The organism is Arthrobacter sp. B2I5, assembly GCF_030816735.1.
In the GTDB taxonomy this organism is placed as follows: domain Bacteria; phylum Actinomycetota; class Actinomycetes; order Actinomycetales; family Micrococcaceae; genus Arthrobacter.
The window spans coordinates 650,450-668,785 of sequence record NZ_JAUSYF010000001.1 but is presented as its reverse complement, the minus strand read 5'-3'; the positions used below and the strand labels follow the sequence as shown (position 1 = coordinate 668,785).

Annotated in this window: 19 protein-coding genes; 13 read left to right on the top strand and 6 right to left on the bottom strand. The window is 68.5% G+C overall.

Annotated elements, in window-relative coordinates; translation table 11 throughout:
* From QFZ60_RS03135 to QFZ60_RS03120, 4 genes are all read left to right on the top strand, one after another.
* Positions 1 to 1,590 (top strand): iron ABC transporter permease, encoded by a 1,590-nt coding sequence (locus tag QFZ60_RS03135; protein ID WP_307088053.1) that lies wholly within the window; start codon positions 1 to 3, stop codon positions 1,588 to 1,590.
* Positions 1,587 to 2,744, top strand: coding sequence for an ABC transporter ATP-binding protein (locus tag QFZ60_RS03130; RefSeq protein WP_307088050.1), 1,158 nt, complete (start codon positions 1,587 to 1,589; stop codon positions 2,742 to 2,744). The genes QFZ60_RS03135 and QFZ60_RS03130 overlap by 4 nt, the downstream gene beginning before the upstream one ends.
* A gap of 117 nt (positions 2,745 to 2,861) precedes the next feature.
* Positions 2,862 to 3,092: a hypothetical protein gene (locus tag QFZ60_RS03125; RefSeq protein ID WP_307088048.1), complete on the top strand. Its 231-nt coding sequence runs from the start codon at positions 2,862 to 2,864 to the stop codon at positions 3,090 to 3,092.
* Between the two features lie 127 nt (positions 3,093 to 3,219).
* Complete coding sequence (locus QFZ60_RS03120; protein WP_056328938.1) at positions 3,220 to 3,480, top strand: GlsB/YeaQ/YmgE family stress response membrane protein; 261 nt, start codon at positions 3,220 to 3,222, stop codon at positions 3,478 to 3,480.
* Positions 3,481 to 3,486: 6 nt separating this feature from the next.
* Here QFZ60_RS03120 and nhaA read toward each other — a convergent pair whose 3' ends face one another.
* Both nhaA and QFZ60_RS03110 read right to left on the bottom strand, forming a co-directional pair.
* Entirely contained in the window at positions 3,487 to 4,854 is a 1,368-nt protein-coding gene (gene nhaA, locus QFZ60_RS03115; protein WP_307088046.1) for a Na+/H+ antiporter NhaA, read from the bottom strand.
* 93 nt (positions 4,855 to 4,947) lie between these two features.
* Positions 4,948 to 5,628: a PAS and ANTAR domain-containing protein gene (locus QFZ60_RS03110; protein WP_307088045.1), complete on the bottom strand. Its 681-nt coding sequence runs from the start codon at positions 5,626 to 5,628 to the stop codon at positions 4,948 to 4,950.
* Positions 5,629 to 5,896: 268 nt separating this feature from the next.
* Here QFZ60_RS03110 and QFZ60_RS03105 point away from each other — a divergent pair, with 268 nt between their 5' ends.
* The 9 genes from QFZ60_RS03105 (at position 5,897) to QFZ60_RS03065 (ending at position 14,797) form a co-directional block, all read left to right on the top strand.
* On the top strand, positions 5,897 to 6,253 hold the full coding sequence (locus QFZ60_RS03105) for a heavy-metal-associated domain-containing protein (protein WP_307088041.1): 357 nt from the start codon (positions 5,897 to 5,899) through the stop codon (positions 6,251 to 6,253).
* Positions 6,254 to 6,333: 80 nt separating this feature from the next.
* The gene (locus tag QFZ60_RS03100) at positions 6,334 to 8,499 is read left to right on the top strand and encodes a copper-translocating P-type ATPase (RefSeq protein ID WP_307088039.1); all 2,166 of its coding nucleotides are present in this window, start codon (positions 6,334 to 6,336) and stop codon (positions 8,497 to 8,499) included.
* A 32-nt stretch (positions 8,500 to 8,531) separates the two neighbouring features.
* Positions 8,532 to 8,981: a hypothetical protein gene (locus QFZ60_RS03095; protein ID WP_307088036.1), complete on the top strand. Its 450-nt coding sequence runs from the start codon at positions 8,532 to 8,534 to the stop codon at positions 8,979 to 8,981.
* Between the two features lie 54 nt (positions 8,982 to 9,035).
* Positions 9,036 to 9,686, top strand: a complete 651-nt coding sequence (locus QFZ60_RS03090) for a DUF305 domain-containing protein (protein ID WP_307088034.1) — start codon at positions 9,036 to 9,038, stop codon at positions 9,684 to 9,686.
* Between the two features lie 141 nt (positions 9,687 to 9,827).
* Positions 9,828 to 10,523 carry a low molecular weight phosphatase family protein gene (locus tag QFZ60_RS03085; protein WP_307088032.1) on the top strand — a complete coding sequence of 232 codons (696 nt, stop codon included), beginning with the start codon at positions 9,828 to 9,830 and terminating at the stop codon, positions 10,521 to 10,523.
* 117 nt (positions 10,524 to 10,640) lie between these two features.
* The gene (locus QFZ60_RS03080) at positions 10,641 to 11,792 is read left to right on the top strand and encodes an LCP family protein (protein ID WP_307088030.1); all 1,152 of its coding nucleotides are present in this window, start codon (positions 10,641 to 10,643) and stop codon (positions 11,790 to 11,792) included.
* Between the two features lie 34 nt (positions 11,793 to 11,826).
* Positions 11,827 to 12,960: an LCP family protein gene (locus QFZ60_RS03075; protein WP_307088028.1), complete on the top strand. Its 1,134-nt coding sequence runs from the start codon at positions 11,827 to 11,829 to the stop codon at positions 12,958 to 12,960.
* 144 nt (positions 12,961 to 13,104) lie between these two features.
* Positions 13,105 to 13,896, top strand: coding sequence for a histidine phosphatase family protein (locus QFZ60_RS03070; RefSeq protein ID WP_307088026.1), 792 nt, complete (start codon positions 13,105 to 13,107; stop codon positions 13,894 to 13,896).
* On the top strand, positions 13,865 to 14,797 hold the full coding sequence (locus tag QFZ60_RS03065) for an NAD(P)H-hydrate dehydratase (RefSeq protein ID WP_307088024.1): 933 nt from the start codon (positions 13,865 to 13,867) through the stop codon (positions 14,795 to 14,797). Before QFZ60_RS03070 ends, QFZ60_RS03065 begins: the two co-directional genes overlap by 32 nt.
* A gap of 193 nt (positions 14,798 to 14,990) precedes the next feature.
* Here the strand turns inward: QFZ60_RS03065 and QFZ60_RS03060 are convergent, their stop codons facing one another.
* The 4 genes from QFZ60_RS03060 to QFZ60_RS03045 all read right to left on the bottom strand — a co-directional run bounded on the left by QFZ60_RS03060 (position 14,991) and on the right by QFZ60_RS03045 (position 18,214).
* On the bottom strand, positions 14,991 to 15,413 hold the full coding sequence (locus QFZ60_RS03060) for an Hsp20/alpha crystallin family protein (protein ID WP_307088023.1): 423 nt from the start codon (positions 15,411 to 15,413) through the stop codon (positions 14,991 to 14,993).
* A gap of 237 nt (positions 15,414 to 15,650) precedes the next feature.
* Positions 15,651 to 15,848, bottom strand: coding sequence for a hypothetical protein (locus tag QFZ60_RS03055; RefSeq protein ID WP_134164085.1), 198 nt, complete (start codon positions 15,846 to 15,848; stop codon positions 15,651 to 15,653).
* 146 nt (positions 15,849 to 15,994) lie between these two features.
* Positions 15,995 to 17,638, bottom strand: coding sequence for an FAD-dependent monooxygenase (locus QFZ60_RS03050; RefSeq protein WP_307088019.1), 1,644 nt, complete (start codon positions 17,636 to 17,638; stop codon positions 15,995 to 15,997).
* 12 nt (positions 17,639 to 17,650) lie between these two features.
* Positions 17,651 to 18,214, bottom strand: a complete 564-nt coding sequence (locus QFZ60_RS03045; RefSeq protein ID WP_307088017.1) for a hypothetical protein — start codon at positions 18,212 to 18,214, stop codon at positions 17,651 to 17,653.
* Positions 18,215 to 18,336 lie beyond the last annotated feature (122 nt).

Genomic DNA, 18,336 nt, shown 5'->3' with positions numbered 1-18,336 from the left:
GTGACCACCGATCTATCGGCTCCCGCCAGGCGGAGTACGACGACGGCGGGCAGGGGCAACAGCCCCCGCCCGCCTTTCGGCGTTTCCGCGGTGTCCGTCCTGGCGGTGCTGATCGCCCTCTTCTCCCTTGTCCCGCTGGGGTACGTGGGCTACATGACGGTGGCAACCGGGTGGGACACCGCCGTCGGCCTCATCCTGCGGCCCCGCGTGGGCGAACTGCTGCTGAACACCCTGCTCCTGATGGCCGCCACCATCCCGCTGTGCCTGCTGCTTGGCGTGGCGGGGGCGTGGCTGGTGGAACGGACCAAACTCCGCGGCCACCGGGTCTGGGCCGTGCTGCTGGCCGCTCCGCTGGCCGTCCCGGCTTTCGTGAACAGCTACGCCTGGGTTACCGCCATCCCGTCACTTGGCGGCCTGGGTTCGGGCATCCTGATCTCTACCCTGTCCTATTTCCCGCTGGTGTACATCCCCGCGGCCGCCACCCTGAGCCGGCTGGACCCGGCCATTGAACAGTCCGCAGCAGCCCTGGGGCTCGGCGCCTGGCGTACGTTCTTCCGCGTAGTCCTCCCCCAGCTCCGGATCGCCATGACCGGCGGGGCGCTGCTGGTGGGCCTGCACCTGCTGGCCGAATACGGTGCGTTCGCCATGATCCGGTTCGATACCTTCACCACCGCGATCATGACCCAGTACCAATCCACGTTCAACGGCGCAGCCGGAAACATGCTGGCCAGCGTCCTGGTGCTCTTCTGCCTGCTCCTGCTGCTGGCAGAGGTCCGCAGCCGCGGCACCGCCCGCTACGCCCGCATCGGCTCCGGGGTGCAGGGCAAGGCCCTGCGGCTCCCGCTCCACGCCTACCAGTGGCCCGCGCAGCTTTTCCTGCTGGCGCTGACCGCCCTGGCGTTCGGCCTCCCGCTGGTCTACGTCATCCGTTGGATCCTGGCCGGCGGGGCGGACATCTGGACTGCGTCCGAGTTCCTGCCGGCCCTCCTCACCACCTTCAGCTACGGGCTTGCCGGCGCCGCAGCCACCACGGTAGTGGCCTTTCCCATGGCCTACCTCGCCGTCCGGCACCCCGGCTGGTTCAGCAAGTCCCTGGAGCTGTCCAACTATGTCACCAGCTCCATGCCGGGCATCGTGGTGGCCCTGGCGTTCGTCACCGTCAGCATCCGCCTGGTGCCCGGGGTGTACCAGACCGCGGGGCTGCTGGTGGCGGCGTATGTGCTCCTGTTCATCCCGCGGGCCCTGGTCAACCTCCGGGCGGGACTGGCACAGGCCCCCAAGGAACTCGACGAGGCCGCCCAGGCGCTGGGCAAGCCGCCGCTGCTGGCCTTCATCCGCGTTACCCTGCGGCTCACCGCGCCCGCCGCTGCGGGCGGGGCAGCCCTGGTGTTCCTTGCCATCGCCAACGAACTCACCGCCACCTTGCTGCTGTCCCCCAACGGCACCAGGACCCTGGCCACCGAGTTCTGGAGCAAGAGCAGCGAAATCGACTATGCGGGTGCCGCGCCCTACGCCCTGCTGATGATCCTGCTCTCGGCCCCCATGACCTACCTCCTCTTCCAACAGTCCAAGAAAGTAGCCGGACAGTGACAGCACCATCAACCCGCAGGCTGCCCGGGCCGCGGGTGGCACCCTCCGTGGCCGCAACCACCAACAGCCACCTGCAGATCGCGGACGTCACCAAGAATTTCGGGCAGCAGGCGGTCCTGAAGGGCGTCAACCTGTCCGTGGCCAAGGGCGGAACCACCGCCATCGTGGGCCCGTCCGGCTCCGGCAAGACCACCCTCCTGCGGCTGATCGCCGGGTTTGAACATCCTGATACCGGGAGTATCTCCCTGAACGGAACGCTCGTGGCAGGTGAGGGTGCGTGGCTTCCGGCACACAAACGGCAGATCGGCTACGTGGCGCAGGACGGTGCCCTGTTTCCGCACCTCACGGTGGGCCAGAACGTTGCCTTCGGGCTGGATGCCGCCAAGCTCCAGGGCGGGCGCCGCGCCGTGGAGCCCCGCGTGGCCGAGCTCCTGGAGATGGTGTCCCTGGATGCCTCCATGGCCAAGCGCCGGCCCCACCAGCTCTCCGGCGGCCAGCAGCAGCGGGTGGCCCTGGCCCGGGCGCTGGCGCGCGAACCGGAGCTGATGCTCCTGGACGAGCCCTTCTCCGCCCTGGACGCCGGGCTCCGCGTCGCAACCCGCCGTGCCGTGGCAAAGGTCCTGGCCGAGGCCGGCGTCACCACCATCCTGGTCACGCACGACCAGGCCGAGGCCCTCTCCTTCGCCGACCAGGTGGCCGTCATGCGCGGCGGCAAGCTGGCCCAGATCGGCAACCCCTTCGTGGTGTACACCCGCCCCGCGGACCGGGCCACCGCCGAGTTCCTGGGCGACGCCGTCATCCTGGACGCCTGGCTGGAAGGGTCCCTGGCCACCTGTTCCCTGGGCGGAATCCCCGTGCGCAGGCCGCCGGCGCAGGGACGCGTGCAGTTGATGCTGCGGCCGGAACAGATCCGCATCGCCGAGGACGGCCCCATCCGCGGCGTCGTGGTGGACACCGACTACTTCGGCCCCGAAACCACGGTGCGGCTGAAGCTGAACGTCCCCCAGGAAGTGGCGGAACACACCGACCACCGGTACCCCGGCGGCGGCGAAGTGATCACCATCCGGCACTGGAACGCCTCGATCGCCCGGCCCGGCATGGAATTGTGCCTGCGGGTTGTGGGCGAAGCCGTCGCGTTCCCCATGGAGGACTGAGCTCCGGCCCCGCACCCGCAAGTGCCGACACAGAAAAAACACCGGGCGGAAACACTCCGGCAACCTCGTCACGGCAAGCTGTGCTTACGGGGATACAACAGCAGGAGGCAGCCCATTATGGAGGCACAAGGAGTACGCACCGCCCAACTCCGCATCGGCGATCAGATCGAGGCGTGGCACAGGGGAAGGCTCTTCCACCGGGGCCGGGTGACCGACGTCGTCCCCCACCTCGAACTCTTCTGGATCCTGGACGCCCGGACCGGCACGCGCAAGCTGCTGGACCCCGAGGCCCTGGAGATCCGCCACGTCGAACCGGCACCCGGGGTCAGCCCGGCCGCCATGGCCTGAGCGCCATCGCCCGGCGGGGTGTGCGCCGCCTGGGTTCTGCGGGGTGGGCTGGGAGGGCCGGTGGCCCACCGGTAGTAAGCATGCTTACAATAGTGCGACTTCCAGCCACCACTTAGGAGCACAGACCATGATTGGATTCATCATTGCGGGCCTGGTTATCGGCGCGCTGGCCCGCCTCATCAAGCCGGGCAGGCAGAACCTGGGCCTGCTGGCCACTCTGCTGCTGGGCCTTGTTGGCTCCGTTATCGGCGGCGTGGTTGCCTCGCTGCTGGGAACGGGCAATATCTTCGAACTGAATTTCCTGGGCTTCATCGTGGCCGTCATCGCCTCGGTGCTCCTGGTCGGAACCGCGGAGGCGGTTGCCGGCCGCAGGTCCGTTCGCCGCTAGTTCGGCTCAGGCGCGTTCCTGGTAGACGTCCGGAACGCCGTCGTGGTCCGAGTCCACCTGCTCCAGCTCTTCGGCTGCCCGGTACTGCCGGTTCCGGGTGCGGAGCACGGCCGTGGCCAGCAGCGCGGCGATCAGTGAGGCGGCCAGGATGCCCACCTTGGCGTGGTCGTCATGCAGGCTGCCGTGGCCGAAGCTGAGCTCTGCCACCAGCAGGGAGACGGTGAACCCGATCCCTGCCAGCAGGGCGACGCCAAACACGTCGATCCATTTGAAGGAGCTGTCCAGGCTGGCCCTGGTGGCTTTGGTCAGGATCCACGTGGTGCCCAGGATGCCGATCGGCTTGCCCAGGACCAGGCCAAGGATGATGCCCAGCGCCACCGGGTCCGACAGGGCCGAGCCCAGGCCTTCCCATCCGCCAACGGCCACGCCGGCGGAGAAGAACGCGAAGATGGGAACGGCCACGCCGGCGGAAATCGGGCGGAACCGGTGCTCGAAGATCTCGGCCAACCCGGGACCGGCTTCGGGGCCGCCGGACGCCTGCGAGCGGATCACGGGAATGGCGAACCCAAGCAGCACGCCGGCCACGGTGGCGTGGATGCCGGACGCATGCACCAGCGCCCATGTCAGGGCGCCAAGCGGCAGCAGGATCAGCCATGCGGCGGCTGCATGGCGGCCGAAGAAGCGCCGGTATTTCTGCGCCAGGAAGGTGTAGATGGCCAACGGGATGAGTGCCAGGAGCAGCGGTGCGGCCTGGAGGTCAGTGGAGTAGAAGAACGCGATGATGGTGATGGCAATCAGGTCATCCACCACGGCCAGCGTCAACAGGAAGATCCGCAGGGCGCTGGGCAGGTGGGAGCCGATGATGGCGAGCACCGCCACGGCAAAGGCAATGTCGGTTGCGGTGGGAATGGCCCAGCCGCGCAGCGTTTCCGGGCTGGCCAGGTTGACGACGGCGTAGATCACCGCCGGGACCACCACGCCGCCCACGGCGGCGGCTACGGGCACGATGGACTTGCTGATCTGCCGCAGGTCACCGGCCACGAATTCGCGTTTGAGTTCCAGGCCCACCAGGAAGAAGAAGATGGCCAGCAGGCCGTCCGCGGCCCAGGCCCCCAGGCTCAGTTCCAGATGCCACGGCTCATAGCCCACCTTGAAATCACGGAGGGCAAAGTAGCTGTCCGACGCCGGGGAGTTGGCCCAGATGAGGGCGATCACGGCAGCCGCGACCAGGAGGGCGCCACCCACGGTCTCCTTGCGGAGGATCTCCGTAATGCGCAGTGCCTCGGCGTAGCTGCCGCGTGAAAAAACGGTGGAGCCGAAAAACTTGTTCCGGCTGGGCTTGGGCGGTGTTGGCGAAGGCGTGGTGGAGTTCATGGGGCGTCCTTAATCCGGGTTCGGCAAATCCATGCCGACCAGACTTCCCGGCGCACCTGCGCTTATCTTACCGGGAACCGGCCTTACCCCGCCTTACCCGGCGCGCCGGCCTCCGGTGCGGTCCGCCCGCCCGGTCAGCTGGATGGCCCGCACGGCCCGGTCCAGGTAAATCCGCGCCTCCGGGGAATTGGCCAGCTGCACCAGCTCCGCCGCGACCACCACGAGCTTGACGTTGCGATGGCTGCTGGTGCTCACCAGCATCTGGAAGGCGTCGTCAGAGCCGAGCTTCAGCTGGCCCATCAGGATGCCCCTGGCCTGGTCGATCACAGTGCGGGTTGCGGTGGCGCCCTCCACTGCTTCCCGCGCCGTCTGCTCCGTTTCGCGCTGCAACGTCCGGCTGAGGTCCACGGTGACGCCTTCGAACGCCGCCACCGATCCGTCCGGGCCAAGGATCGCCTCGCCGGACGTCAGCACGCGCCGGGTCCTGCCGCGGGCATCAACAATCCGGTGGTACATGCAGAAGAACCCGCCCGTCATGGAAACCTGCGCCAGGATCTCTTCGCACCGCTCCCTGTCATCGGGATGCTTGTGGGCGAAGATCAGTTCCATACTGGGGACAACCTCGCCGCGCTGGTAGCCATGCAGGCGGAACATTCCGTCCGACCAATGGAACGTTGGGCCTGCAGCCCCCATCTCCACCCTGAAGATGCCGGCATCGCTTTCGCTGTCCCCGAGTGCACTCGAATAGGTATAAAGGTCGCTGAGCTCCGTCACAGGTTAACCTCCCGCGCAACGGCCAGCCCCCAGCGGGCGGGCTCTCCTCACTAATCCAAGTATGGTCTTCCCGGGCAACGGAAGGTAGTGCGGTAGGTCCTATGGCAGTCTGGGGCGAAGTAGGCTAGGGCCTCTTGACCGACATACCCCTAGGGGGTATATTGGCGGTGTTGTCAGTGACGTGGTATGTCCCGGCCGGTGCCTGCACCGGCCTTCACAGCCGTTCAACCCCAGCGCTCCTTGATTCCCTCAACGGATTGGAACTGACATGCACATCGGGAACCGCCCCCAGCTCCCCCTCGCTTCCTCCGGCTGCAGCTGCTGCACCCCTCCCGGTGCCGCGGACCAGGCCGGCACCCAGCCTGCGGGTGCCGCACACCAGCTCTCTTCCGCCGTCGGACCTTCCAACGCCGGCGCCTCCTTCCAGCGTGACTTCGGGGTGGAGGGCATGACGTGCGGGCACTGCGTCCGGTCAGTGGAAACGGCTGTGTCCGCGGTTGCGGGCGTGACCTCGGCGTCCATTGACCTGGTCCCCGGTGGCCGGTCGCGGCTCACCGTGAAGGGTTCGGCTTCGGATGCCCACGTCCGCGAGGCTGTGGCCGCCGCAGGCTACGCCCTGGCATAAGGCAGCCGCGCCCCGGCGCGGCCCCACAATTTCCGCCGGCCCGGGCATCACCGGGCAGCGATTGCCTCCAAGGAGGAACAATGCAAGACCATCACGACATGCACCACCACGGCGGCCCGCAGGACCAAGACCAGCCAACCAGCGGGACCCTGACCGAGCCCCCTGCACACGGGGCGGCACAAGCACCTGGCGCCGGACACATGGAGCACGCCGGACACGGCCAGCACGACGACGACCATACCGTCCACACCCACGGCCAGCACGCAGGGCACAGCACGGCCATGTTCAAGAACCGGTTCTGGCTGACGCTGGCCCTCGCCGTCCCGGTGGTCTATTTCAGCCCCATGATGGCCCATCTCCTGGGTTACATGCCGCCGGAATTGGAATTCCCCGGCTCCGCATGGATCCCTCCGGTCCTGGGCACGGTGATCTTCTTCTACGGCGGCCAGCCGTTCCTCAAGGGCGGCCTGCAGGAGCTGAAGGACCGCACCCCGGGCATGATGCTGCTGATCGGCATGGCCATTTCGGTGGCATTCGCCGCATCCTGGATCACCAGCCTGGGCATCGGCGGCTTCGACCTGGACTTCTGGTGGGAGCTGGCGCTGCTGGTGGCCATCATGCTGCTGGGCCACTGGATCGAAATGCGCGCCCTCGGTTCGGCGCAGGGCGCCCTTGACGCCCTCGCCGCGCTGCTGCCGGACGAAGCCGAACTCATTACGGACAGCGGTACCGAAACGGTGCCCGTGTCCCAGCTCAACCCCGGCGACCTGGTCCTGGTCCGTCCCGGCGCCCGCATGCCGGCGGACGGAACCGTGGTGGACGGGCACGCCGAGTTCGACGAGTCCATGATCACCGGGGAGTCCAAGACCGTGGCACGCGGGTCTGGCGATCCCGTCGTGGCCGGAACGGTGGCCACGGACAGCAGTGTCCGGGTACGCGTCACGGCCGTGGGCGACCAGACCGCCCTGGCCGGAATCCAGCGGCTGGTGGAAGAGGCGCAGGCGTCGTCCTCACGCGCCCAGGCTCTTGCGGACCGCGCCGCCGCTTTCCTGTTCTACTTTGCCGCCGGCGCCGGTGTCCTGACCTTCATCGCCTGGACACTGCTGGGAAGTGTTCCCGATGCCGTTACCCGCACGGTCACCGTACTGGTCATCGCCTGCCCGCACGCCCTGGGGCTGGCCATCCCCCTGGTCATCGCCATTTCCACGGAGCAGGCGGCCCGGGCCGGGGTGCTGATCAAGAACCGGATGGCGCTGGAGCGGATGCGCACCATCGACGTGGTCCTGTTCGACAAGACCGGCACCCTGACCACCGGCGAGCCGGAGCTGAAGGACGTTGCCGTGGCTGAGGGCGCCGGGCCTGACGCCGTGCTGGCCCTTGCCGCCGCCGTCGAGTCGGACAGCGAACACCCCGTGGCGCGGGCCATCGTCCGCGCCGCCAAGGCCCGGAACCTGGCCCTGCCCCCAGCCGCCGGCTTCACCTCCCTGACGGGCCGGGGCGTCCGCGCCACCGTGGACGGCCGTACGGTGCACGTGGGCGGACCCGCGCTCCTGCGCGAGCTCGGCGTCGTCGAACCCGGCACGCTGGCCGCGAGCACCCGGGCCTGGATGGACCGCGGAGCCGCCGTGCTCCACGTTGTGGACGACGGCAAGGTCCTGGGTGCCGTGAGCATGGAGGACGCAGTGCGGCCTGAGTCGCGGCAGGCGGTGTCAGCGCTGCAGCGGCGCGGCGTCAAGGTGGCCATGGTCACCGGCGACGCGCACCAGGTGGCGCAGGCCGTGGCCGCGGACCTGGACATCGACGAGGTGTTCGCCGAGGTCCTCCCCGCGGACAAGGACAAGAAGGTGGCCGAGCTGCAGGCCCGTGGCCTGAAGGTGGCCATGGTGGGCGACGGCGTCAACGACTCTCCCGCGCTGGCCCGCGCCGAGGTGGGCATCGCCATTGGCGCCGGAACCGATGTGGCGGTGGAATCCGCCGGCGTGGTGCTGGCCGGGAACGATCCGCGGGCGGTGCTGTCCATGGTGGACCTGTCCCGGGCCAGCTACCGGAAGATGTGGCAGAACCTGGTGTGGGCCACCGGCTACAACGTCCTGTCCGTGCCGCTGGCCGCAGGCGTCCTGGCCTTCGCCGGGGTGGTGCTGTCGCCCGCGGCCGGAGCGGTGCTGATGTCCGTGTCCACGATCGTGGTGGCCCTGAACGCCCAGCTGCTGCGGCGCCTGAAACTGAACCCGTCCGAGGTACGTTGAAGAATGCAGACCGGCTGGAAGGAGGCAACGTCATGACCACCCGCACCATGGCGTCCCTCCTGCGCCGGGCGTGGCTGCTGGCGGCTACCCTGGCCGTCATCGCCGGACTGCTGGGCATGCACGTGCTCACCGCCGGCCACGCCTCGCACGGCGCTGCCTCCCACGCGGCACCCGCCGGAACCACCGCCGTCGTCCATTCCACTGCTGGCGGCCATCCCTCCCATGCCGGCCACCCCGCCGCCGCCGCTTCCACCGACGCGCCCGCCCTTGTACCGGCCACCTGCGGCGACTCCTGCCCGGGGGCCAGGGAGTCCGCGGCGCCCTGCGTCCCAACGGCCCCGGGCAGCCCTGTGACCGTTGTGCCGCCGCAGGCAACCCTTGCCGTCCTGCCGCTGCTGCCCGCGGCCGGCAACCCGGGCCCTGCCTACGCTTACCTTCCGCCCAGCCCTACACCCTGCGACCTGTCCATCAGCCGAACGTAAACGGACTGCGCCAAACAACCCGGCCCAGTTCCATTACTTCCCTGAAGGACAACCATGAACACCACCATCAAGACCCTGTCCATTGCCGCTGCCCTGGCCGCCTCCCTGGGCCTCGCCGGATGCGCCGCAGATTCCGGCTCCGGCAACAGCATGCCAATGGACCACGGCAGCTCCAACCCAATGGCCAGCACCAACCCCATGGCCGGCACCATGCCAAGCGCCGGGATGATGCCCAGCGCGAATGCTGACCATAACCAGGCGGACATCATGTTTGCGCAGATGATGATCCCCCACCACGCCCAGGCGGTGGAGATGAGCGGCATCATCCTGGCCAAACCCGGCATGCCCGCAGAGGTGACCGAACTGGCCACCAGGATCAAGGCGGCCCAGGCACCGGAGATCGAGCAGATGACCGGCTGGCTCAAGGGCTGGAACGTGCCCACCATGATGAGTGACCACTCAGGACACGGCATGACCGGCATGGTGGACGGCGCCGGCATCGACAAGCTGAAGTCCGCCACCGGCACCGAGGCCGCCCGGCTGTTCCTCGAGCAGATGATCGGCCACCATGAGGGCGCCATCGACATGGCACAGCAGGAAATCAGCGCCGGCAAATTCCCCGACGCCGTGAAGCTGGGCCACGACATCGTGGACGCTCAGCAGGCGGAAATCACGCAGATGAAGCAGCTGCTGACCACGCTCTAACCGGCACGCCCGCCGGCCGGAGCATCCACACGGCGCGGCGGCGGCACCCAACTCTGGAAGCCGCCGCCGCGCCGCCGCGTGTTAAGTTGAAAGGCACGGGTCCGAACGGATCCGTGACCAGCTGGGAAAAGAGAAATCTCCTTGGACACTTCCGCACCAGTACGAATCCTCACCGTCTGCACCGGCAACATCTGCCGCTCCCCCGTGGCCGAACGGCTGCTGCAGGCAGGACTCGACCAGGCGGTGCCGGGCGGTTTCCACGTGTCCAGTGCGGGCACCCGGGCCCTGGTGGGCGAACCAATGCAGCCCATTTCCGCGGACATCGTGCGGACCTTCGGCGGCGACCCCGAAGGGTTTGCGGCCCGGCAGCTCACGTCCAGGATCCTGCGCGGGGTGGATCTGGTGCTCACCATGACCTCCGGGCACCGCGGCGAGGTCCTGCAGCTGGACGCCTCCCTGCTCAAGCGGACGTTCACCATCCGGGAATTTGCCCGGATGCTGGATGTCCTGGCCCAGCGGACCGCCGCTGCCGACGGCGGCCAGCCCGCCGCCGTCGCACCTTCCCCGGCCGCCCTGCCCGCCGGCAGCGGGTCCGACGACGACACCCGGCTGGCTGCCAACGCGGCCTTGTGGCGTGCCTTGCCGGCCCGGGCCGCCGGGGTGCGGCACCTTTCGCTCCCCGCCGACTCCGCGGACAACGACATCGTGGACCCTTACCGCCGCGCTCCCGAGGTGTACCGCGAGATGGAGGACCAGCTGGCCCCCGCGATTGTGTCCATCCTGCGCCACGCCCGCCTCAACGCCCCGGTTCCCGGGACCGTGCCACAGTCCCGGTAGCGGAACGGCGTTACCGCAGCTCGCCGGCGGGACCGGGCGGGTAGCTGCGGAACAGACTGTGGTTTTTCTGTGGATTCCCCCGATGTACGGGAAATTTCCCGATGCTAATTTTCCGAAATGGGCATCCAGGCGAAGCTTCCCAGCACCAGCCCCGGCCGAACCGCACAGCGGTCCACCCGCCGTCGGCGTCCTTTGCGGACGATACTGCTCGTGCTCCTGACGGCAGCAATCCTGGTACCCGCCGCGGCCGGTGCCTACCTCTTCAGCCTGGGCCGGGCGTACGAGTCGCAGGCAAAAATCATCAACAATCCGTTCCCGCCTGAGTCCAACCGTCCGCAGGCGCGTTCCCAAACGCCCCCCGGAGAAGCAGCCGCCGCCGCGGGAGGCAGCGAAAACGGTCCTGCAGCCGGGCCGGCCGCAGCCGCAGCACCGGAAGCAATGGACGGGAAGGCCCTGAACATCCTGGTCCTGGGCAGCGACAGCCGCGGGGCCACTGTGGATGAGGCAGTCTCGGGGAGCAACTCCGACCAGCGGGCAGACACCCTCATGCTGGTCCACATCCCGGCGGACCGTTCGAAAATCTTCTCCATCTCGTTGATGCGCGACCTTTGGGTGGACATTCCGGATCGCGGCAAAGCCAAGATCAACGCTGCCCTCGCCTACGGAGGTGTGCCCCTCATGGTGCAGACCGTGGAGGGTTTGTTTGACCAGCGAATCGACCACGTAGCGATGATCGACTTCGAGGGCTTTGTTGGCCTTACTGATGCACTTGGGGGCGTGGAGGTGAACATTGCACAGCCCTTCGTCTCAGCCCATGACAAGTTCCGGTATTCGCGGGGACCGATGCTGCTGGACGGCAAGCATGCCCTTGAATTCGTCCGGGAACGTTATGCGTTCGCCGACGGCGACTACCAGCGGGTGCGCAACCAGCAGGCCTTTGTCCGGGCACTCCTGGCAAAGAATCTAAGCCCCGAGACACTGCTTAACCCGGTAAAGGTGCACAACGTAGTCAGCTCCATGGCTCCCTTCATCAGTGTCGACAGCGGACTTAATGCTGCTGCCTTGGCGCAACTGGCCGTTGAACTGCGCGATGTGCGGGCGGACGACATGGTCATGTTTACCCTGCCCACGCTGGGGATCGGAACCTCCCTGGACGGGCAGTCCATCGTCCTGCCCGATTACAAGGCAATCAACGGCATTGGCCAGGCCCTGGCAGATGACAGTTTGGACAAGTTCATGGCGGCCAAGGTGCCAACGGGCGGACACTGATCCCACCTGACACACAACGAGGTGGAGGAGCACTATGAGTACCCCTGCGGATTCTGATCCATCCGGGCCCGGCAGCTCCGGGAACCCCGGTTCTCACCGACCCGCTTGGCTTGCGGCGTTGGGCCGCCGCCGCTGGATCGCCGCGCTGGTGGTGCTGGCACTCGTGGTGGCCGCCGGAGTGGCGGTCTTCAGCCTGAGCCGCGGGAGCAAGGAGGCGCAGCCCGCGGCCACCCAAACCCAGTCGCCCAGCGAAACCCCCACGCCCACGCCGACGCCGACTCCCTCTGAAACACCCCCGCCGGCTCCCGCTCCCCCACCGCCGCCTGCCCCGATCCCTGATCTGCCTGCCGCTCCTATGAACATCCTGGTCATCGGCAGCGACATCCGCGGCGGCACTCCCGCGCGGGACGCCGCCGCCCACACGGCCGCCACCGGCGAACCCCAGGACCAGCGGGCGGACACCCTGATGGTGGTCCACGTCCCAGCCGACCGCCGGAACCTTTACCTCATCTCCATCAACCGGGACACCTGGGTGGACATCCCTAGCGTCGGCGGCGCCAAGATCAACTCCGCACTGCAGTATGGCGGGATCGACCTGCAGACCGCCACGGTGCAGCAGCTGCTGGGAATTACCATCGACCACACCCTGATGCTCGACTTCGGCGGGTTCAAGATCCTGGTGGATGGCCTGGGCGGCATCGACGTCAACGTGCCAATACCCTTCCAGGCCAGCGTCGAGACCCAGCATGTCTTCCCCCAGGGCATGAACCACCTGGACGGACAAGCCGCCCTGGAATTTTCCCGCGAGCGCTATGCGTTCTCCGACGGCGACTTCCAGCGGGTCCGCGACCAGCAGATCATGCTCCGCGCCATCCTTGCCCGCCTCACAGCCGGCGGCGCCCTGAACGACGTCAACGCGGTGCGGTCGCTGGTCGACTTCGCCTCCTGCTGCCTCACCGTGGACAGGGGATTTGATCCCGTCCAGGCAGCGATCCTGGCCTACAGCCTGCGCAACCTGGATGTGAACGCGATTGGCGGCATGACGCTTCCGACGGCGGGCTCCGGCTTCATCGCCGGGCAGTCCGTGCTGTTTCCCGATTACGGCGGCATTGCGGCTGTGGGCGCGGCACTTCGGGAAGGCCGGATCGGGGACTTCGCCAGGCCATAGGGGCTGACACCGGAACGATAGTTTCGGGTCGTCGGGTCGTCGCCGGGGCGCCGGCCGTTATCTTCCGCCGCACCATGGGTACGCCGTTGGTAGTGTTCCTGCATTCGGCACGGCAGCTCAGCATGGTGAGGACGGGGTGATTTTTTGAAGGACAGTACTTCGAACGACGACGGCCTGACGGAGGCGGTCCAGCAGGCGGGAGCGGTGGAGCTGCTGCTGATCCGGCATGGCGAGAGCGAAGGCAACGTGGCGGCCACCGAGGCGCGTGCGGCCGGCGTGGAGGTCATCGAGGTTCCCGCCCGTGATGCGGACGTGGACCTGTCCGCTACCGGAAGGGACCAGGCCAAGGCCCTGGGTGTTGCCTTGGGCCGGATCGCTGAGGAGTTCCGCCCTGACGCCGTGGTCTCCTCCCCCTACGCGCGTGCCCGCCAGACCGCTGAGATTGCGGTGGAGACAGCCGGCTGGCCGCTGCAGGTCCGCACGGACGAGAGGCTCCGCGACCGGGAACTCGGCATCCTTGACCGGCTGACGCGGCTGGGCGTGGAGAACCGGTATCCCGAGGAATCCGAGCGCCGGGACTGGCTGGGCAAGCTGTACTACCGGCCGCCCGGCGGGGAATCCTGGGCGGATGTTGCGCTGCGCCTCCGGTCCGTCCTGGCCGAACTGAACGGCGCGGGCACGGGCCAGCGGGTGATGCTGGTGTGCCATGACGCCGTGATCATGCTGTTCCGGTATGTGCTCGAGGGGCTGAACGAGAAGGAACTGCTGGACCTTGCAGCTACCGAGGCCATCCTGAACGCCTCGGTGACCCGGTTTGTCCGCCCCTCCGGCGCTGGGCCGTGGACGCTGGAGAGCTTCAACGTGGCCGACCACTTGGCCGAGCAGGGCGTCACCGTCACCGAGCATGCGGGAGACACCAGTGTCCGGCCGCGGTGATTCTTCCGGCGCCACCCTGGTGACGCCGTCGCTCCTGCGGGAGTGGCCGCTGCCGGCACCGGGTGCGGACAAGTATTCGCGCGGCGCGGTACTGGTGGTGGGCGGTGCCCGGGCCACCCCCGGGGCCGCCCTGCTGGCCGGGACCGCTGCCCTGCGCGCGGGTGCCGGAAAGCTGACCCTGGCCGTTGCCGAATCGGTGGCCGCCCAGATGGGGGTGGCAATACCCGAATGCGGTGCAATCGGCCTCCCGGAGACTGGGCAAGGATCGGTCAAGGCTGAGCTGGAGGGCATCTCCTCCTACCTGGACCGGGCCGACGCCCTGCTGGTGGGGCCCGGTCTCGATGACCAGGACCTTGCCGGTGAGCTGCTGGAGGCGCTCCTCAAGCGCGAGCGTAAGGGTGACGCGGGCAGCAAGGAGGGCGCCGCCGTCGTCCTCGATGCCTACGCGCTGGGCGCGCTGGTGTCCCTGGAGGACCAGCTGGACCCGTGGCGCGGCCGGCTCATCCTCACGCCCAATCCCACCGAAGCCGGGATCCTGCTGGGCCGGGACGCGGACCGCCTTGAGAAGGACCTGGCCGAAATCTCGGAGAGGTTCGACGCGGTGGTCAGCTGCCAGGGGCTGATCACCCAGCCGCCCGGGCTGGCCCCGGACGAAGCGGCACTGTACAAAATCACGACGGGGTACGGCGGGCTTGGCACCTCCGGCAGCGGGGACGTACTGGCGGGAGCCATCGCCGGGCTGCGGGCCCGGGGAACCAGCAGTGCCCAGGCAGCCTGCTGGGGTACGCACCTGCATGCAGCCGCGGCCGACCGGCTGGCCAGCCGGCTGGGGCCGCTGGGGTTCCTGGCCCGCGAACTTGCCGACGAACTCCCGCCGCTGATGCTGGAACTGGGCACCTGACCACTGACCTGCACGGCCCGCGAACACGGGCGCCGGACACGCGGGTGGCCCCCGGCCGAAGCCGGGGGCCACCGTGTCGGGAGGTCAGGGCCTAAGCTGCCGGTGCGCTGTTTGGCGCTGTGGCGTGCACAGAATGGCGATTCGCCCCAAAAAAGGCAGTCAACAGAAATGGCCACCTCCCGGTCTGTCAGGCCTAGGCAGCGATCTCCTGCTTTGCCCCCTTCGTTTCAATCTCGATCTTGCGTGGCTTGGCCTTTTCGGCCACCGGGATCCGCAGCGTCAGGACGCCGGCGTCGTAGCTGGCCTTAACGTTCTCGGTATCCAGGGTGTCTCCAAGGATCAGCTGGCGGCTGAAGACGCCGCGCGGCCGCTCAGCGGCAATCAGCTCGGTGTCCTTGCCCACGGGATCGGGACGCTCCGCCCGCACCGTCAGGACGTTCCGTTCAACATCCAGGTCCACCGAGTCCGCCGAGACACCTGGCAAATCGAAGGCCACGACGAATTCCTGGTCCTCGCGCCATGCATCCATTGGCATCGCCGCCGGGCGTGCAGTGGTTCCGAGGACTTGCTGGGTAAGCCTGTCCAGCTCGCGGAACGGATCAGTTCGCATCAACATGGCTGCCCTCCTCGTAAGAGACGGTCCAACATCCACGTCAGCCGATCTATATTGGCTGACATAGATTTTTTAGCACTGGGGAAGTAGGTCTGCAAGGGGTTCAAACGGGAATTTTTGAATTTTTTTTGAGCCCTCCGGTGCCCGAATCTCCGTGTTGGCCGGGACATGCAGAAGGGGCCATCCCGCGCCTGATGCTGCGCGGGAGGCCCCTTCCGGGTGCTTCCTGGTTTGCCCGGTTCAGTCCCTGGTGGGGTCCGGGCGAAGCGGTGCGGGCCCCGGATCCGGGACCGGCAGCGGGCCCGGGGGCGCCGGCGCGGGGAACGGGTTGGGGGACGGCGGTCCGGGCGGACGCGGCTGGGTGGGATCCGGCGATGTGGGCTCCGGACCGGGTTCGGGCGGAAACGGCTCGGGTTCGTGCACTGGCGGGATGGTCATGGAACTTCCCTTCTCACGCTGGGCGGATGTGCCTTGAACTGAACAGAATACGCCTGCGGCCCTCCGGCAACTACCCTCCCCGTCCCTGTTGCTCCATCGCCTATGGTCCCTAAACGCCGGTTTTGGGAGCAATAAGTGATGGAGCATCACGACGGCGGGAGGGCGCCCACCAGCCGCAGCCATGCGCCCAGCTGGGCCGGGTCCGCCTCCCCGCAGCGGAAGCCGACGTAGCCGTCGGGGCGGACCGCGACAACGCCGCGGCCGGGGTGGCTGTCGAGGCGGTGGACGTGCAGCAGGGCACCCCTTCCGGCCACCGGCTGCAGGCCGGGCACTTCATCCAAGGCGCCGGGGCCGGCGTCGCGCTCCAGCAACAGATGGATGCCGGGCACCGCGGTCAGCTCGTGAAGGCGGGCCGCCCGCCCGTTCACTGTAACGGCGGCGTCCGGCAGCCGCTCACCGGGCCTCGGCCACCCGTCCGTGCGGGGCGTTCCGTCCCTGGAAATGGCACTGGTCCGGTAGCGCACAAAGGGCTGGGCCAACAGCCGGATTCCCCGGGAGGTGAGCCACTGCCGGCGGAGCAGCAGCGGCAGGACCGGAGCGAACGCGGGCAGGAGGCTGCGGGCCAGCCGGGCCACCGGATGCGGCGAGGCTTCGCCGAAGAAGATGACATGCGCCAGCGCCAGCACCTGCCGGGCCGCGCGCCGCCGCTCCTGCCCGTAGGTTTCCAGCAGCTCCGGCAGCGGCCTTCCTGCCGTTGAGGCGAAGCCGAGCTTCCAGCCCAGGTTGAGGCCGTCCAGGATGCCGTTGTTCATGCCCTGCCCGCCGGCCGGGGAGTGGGCATGGGCGGCGTCGCCGGCAAGGAAGAGCGGATTGCTTCCGAACGTACTGGCCAGGCGGTGTTGCAGCGGCACCTGGGCCGACCAGCGCACGTCCCGCACAGCAGCGCCCAGCCCCGACTCCCGGAGCAGGCGGGCGACTTCCTCCGGTGGAACGGGCGGACCCGGCTGGCCGTAGCTGGCCGTGGGTTGCGGCAGCGCCGGCCGGGTGGCGAGCATGCGCCAGGTGGCCCCCTCGCCCAGCGCGAAGAGGAAGGCCAGCCCGGCTCTCCCGACCGCGACATGCAGCAGCCCGGGATCCAGGCGGCCGTCCAGTTCCACATCCGCGAGGACCGCTTCCACCCGGTACGGGCCGCCGCGCCACTGGGCTCCAGTGAAACTGCGGACCGTGCTGGACTGCCCGTCACAGCCGGCCAGGAACCGGGAGCTGTGGTGCCCGGAATGGTCTTGTGCATCATTGCCGCCAGCCCCGCGCAACTGCGCATGGACCATTCCAGTACCGGACGCCAAGCCTTCCGCCAGGCTGCGCTCACGTCCCAGGCCGCGGAACTCCACGCCCCAGTCCACCGGGACGCCCCGGGCTTGCAGCGCCTGCCAGAGCACGTCCTCGACGTCGGCCTGCCGGACCAGCGTCAGGTGCGGAAAGGCGGTGTCCGGGAGGTCCGCATGGCCCATCCGGGCTTCAATGACGCGGCGGCCCAGGTGGATGCGTGCTTCGGGAGTGGTGTCGGCACGGTTAAGTAACTCGTCGGTCACGCCCAAAGGGCGGAGGCCCTCCAGGGCCCGGGCATGCAGCATCATGGCCCGGGAAGGCCGGGCCCGGTGTTCGCGCCGGTCCACCACCCTGACCGTGGCCCCATGTGCGTGGGCCTGGAGTGCTGTGGTGAGCCCGGCGGGACCGGCGCCCACCACCAAAACATCAGTGTCCGTCGTTGTGCCTGCCCTGCCCGGCATTCCCGCCCGGCCTCATCCCTGGCCCAGCAGCCGCCACCAAGCGTGATCGGGGTGGGCGGGCGACTCGATCAGGGCGGGGTTGGCGAGCAGCTCATCGCGGCGCAGCCCGGGCAGGACCTTGTAGCTGATGGACCCGGGAACGCTGACCAGTTCCAGGACCCGCCAGAGTGCCGCGGCGTATTTGCGGGCGGGCGCGGCGCCGTCCCACTCGTACAGGCCGCGGTAGGCGCCGAAGGTGTCGTGGGCGCACCAGAGCTTGGAGACAAACCCCGGGAACCCGACGAAGAGCGGGGTGTTCAGCAGGCTTTCCGCCTCGAAAAAGCGGTGCGCCCGGCCACGGACCAGGCGGAGCGTGAAGGCCACCACCAGGACGCAGGGCTCCCCGGGTTCTCGGTCGACGGCGGTCTCCCGGTACACCCGCGAGGTGCTTCCGTCTGCGAAACGCAGCACCCGGCCCACATTGCCCTTGGGCAGATGCACCTGCCTGCGGGCCAGCATGAGGCAGGACGTACCCAAGCTGCGGGCCACGGCCGGCCAGGCTTTGGCCCGGGGCGCCGGTCCGGATTCGAGGTCCATAGCTTCTCCTTTTCCTTGCACCGCCCTCCCAGCGTGGCGGGAACCACGGGCAGGGTCCCAGAGTCTTTCGCCCCTTTCCGGCCGCCCCTTCTCCCCCGGTAGCGAACGGCCTGCCGACTTGT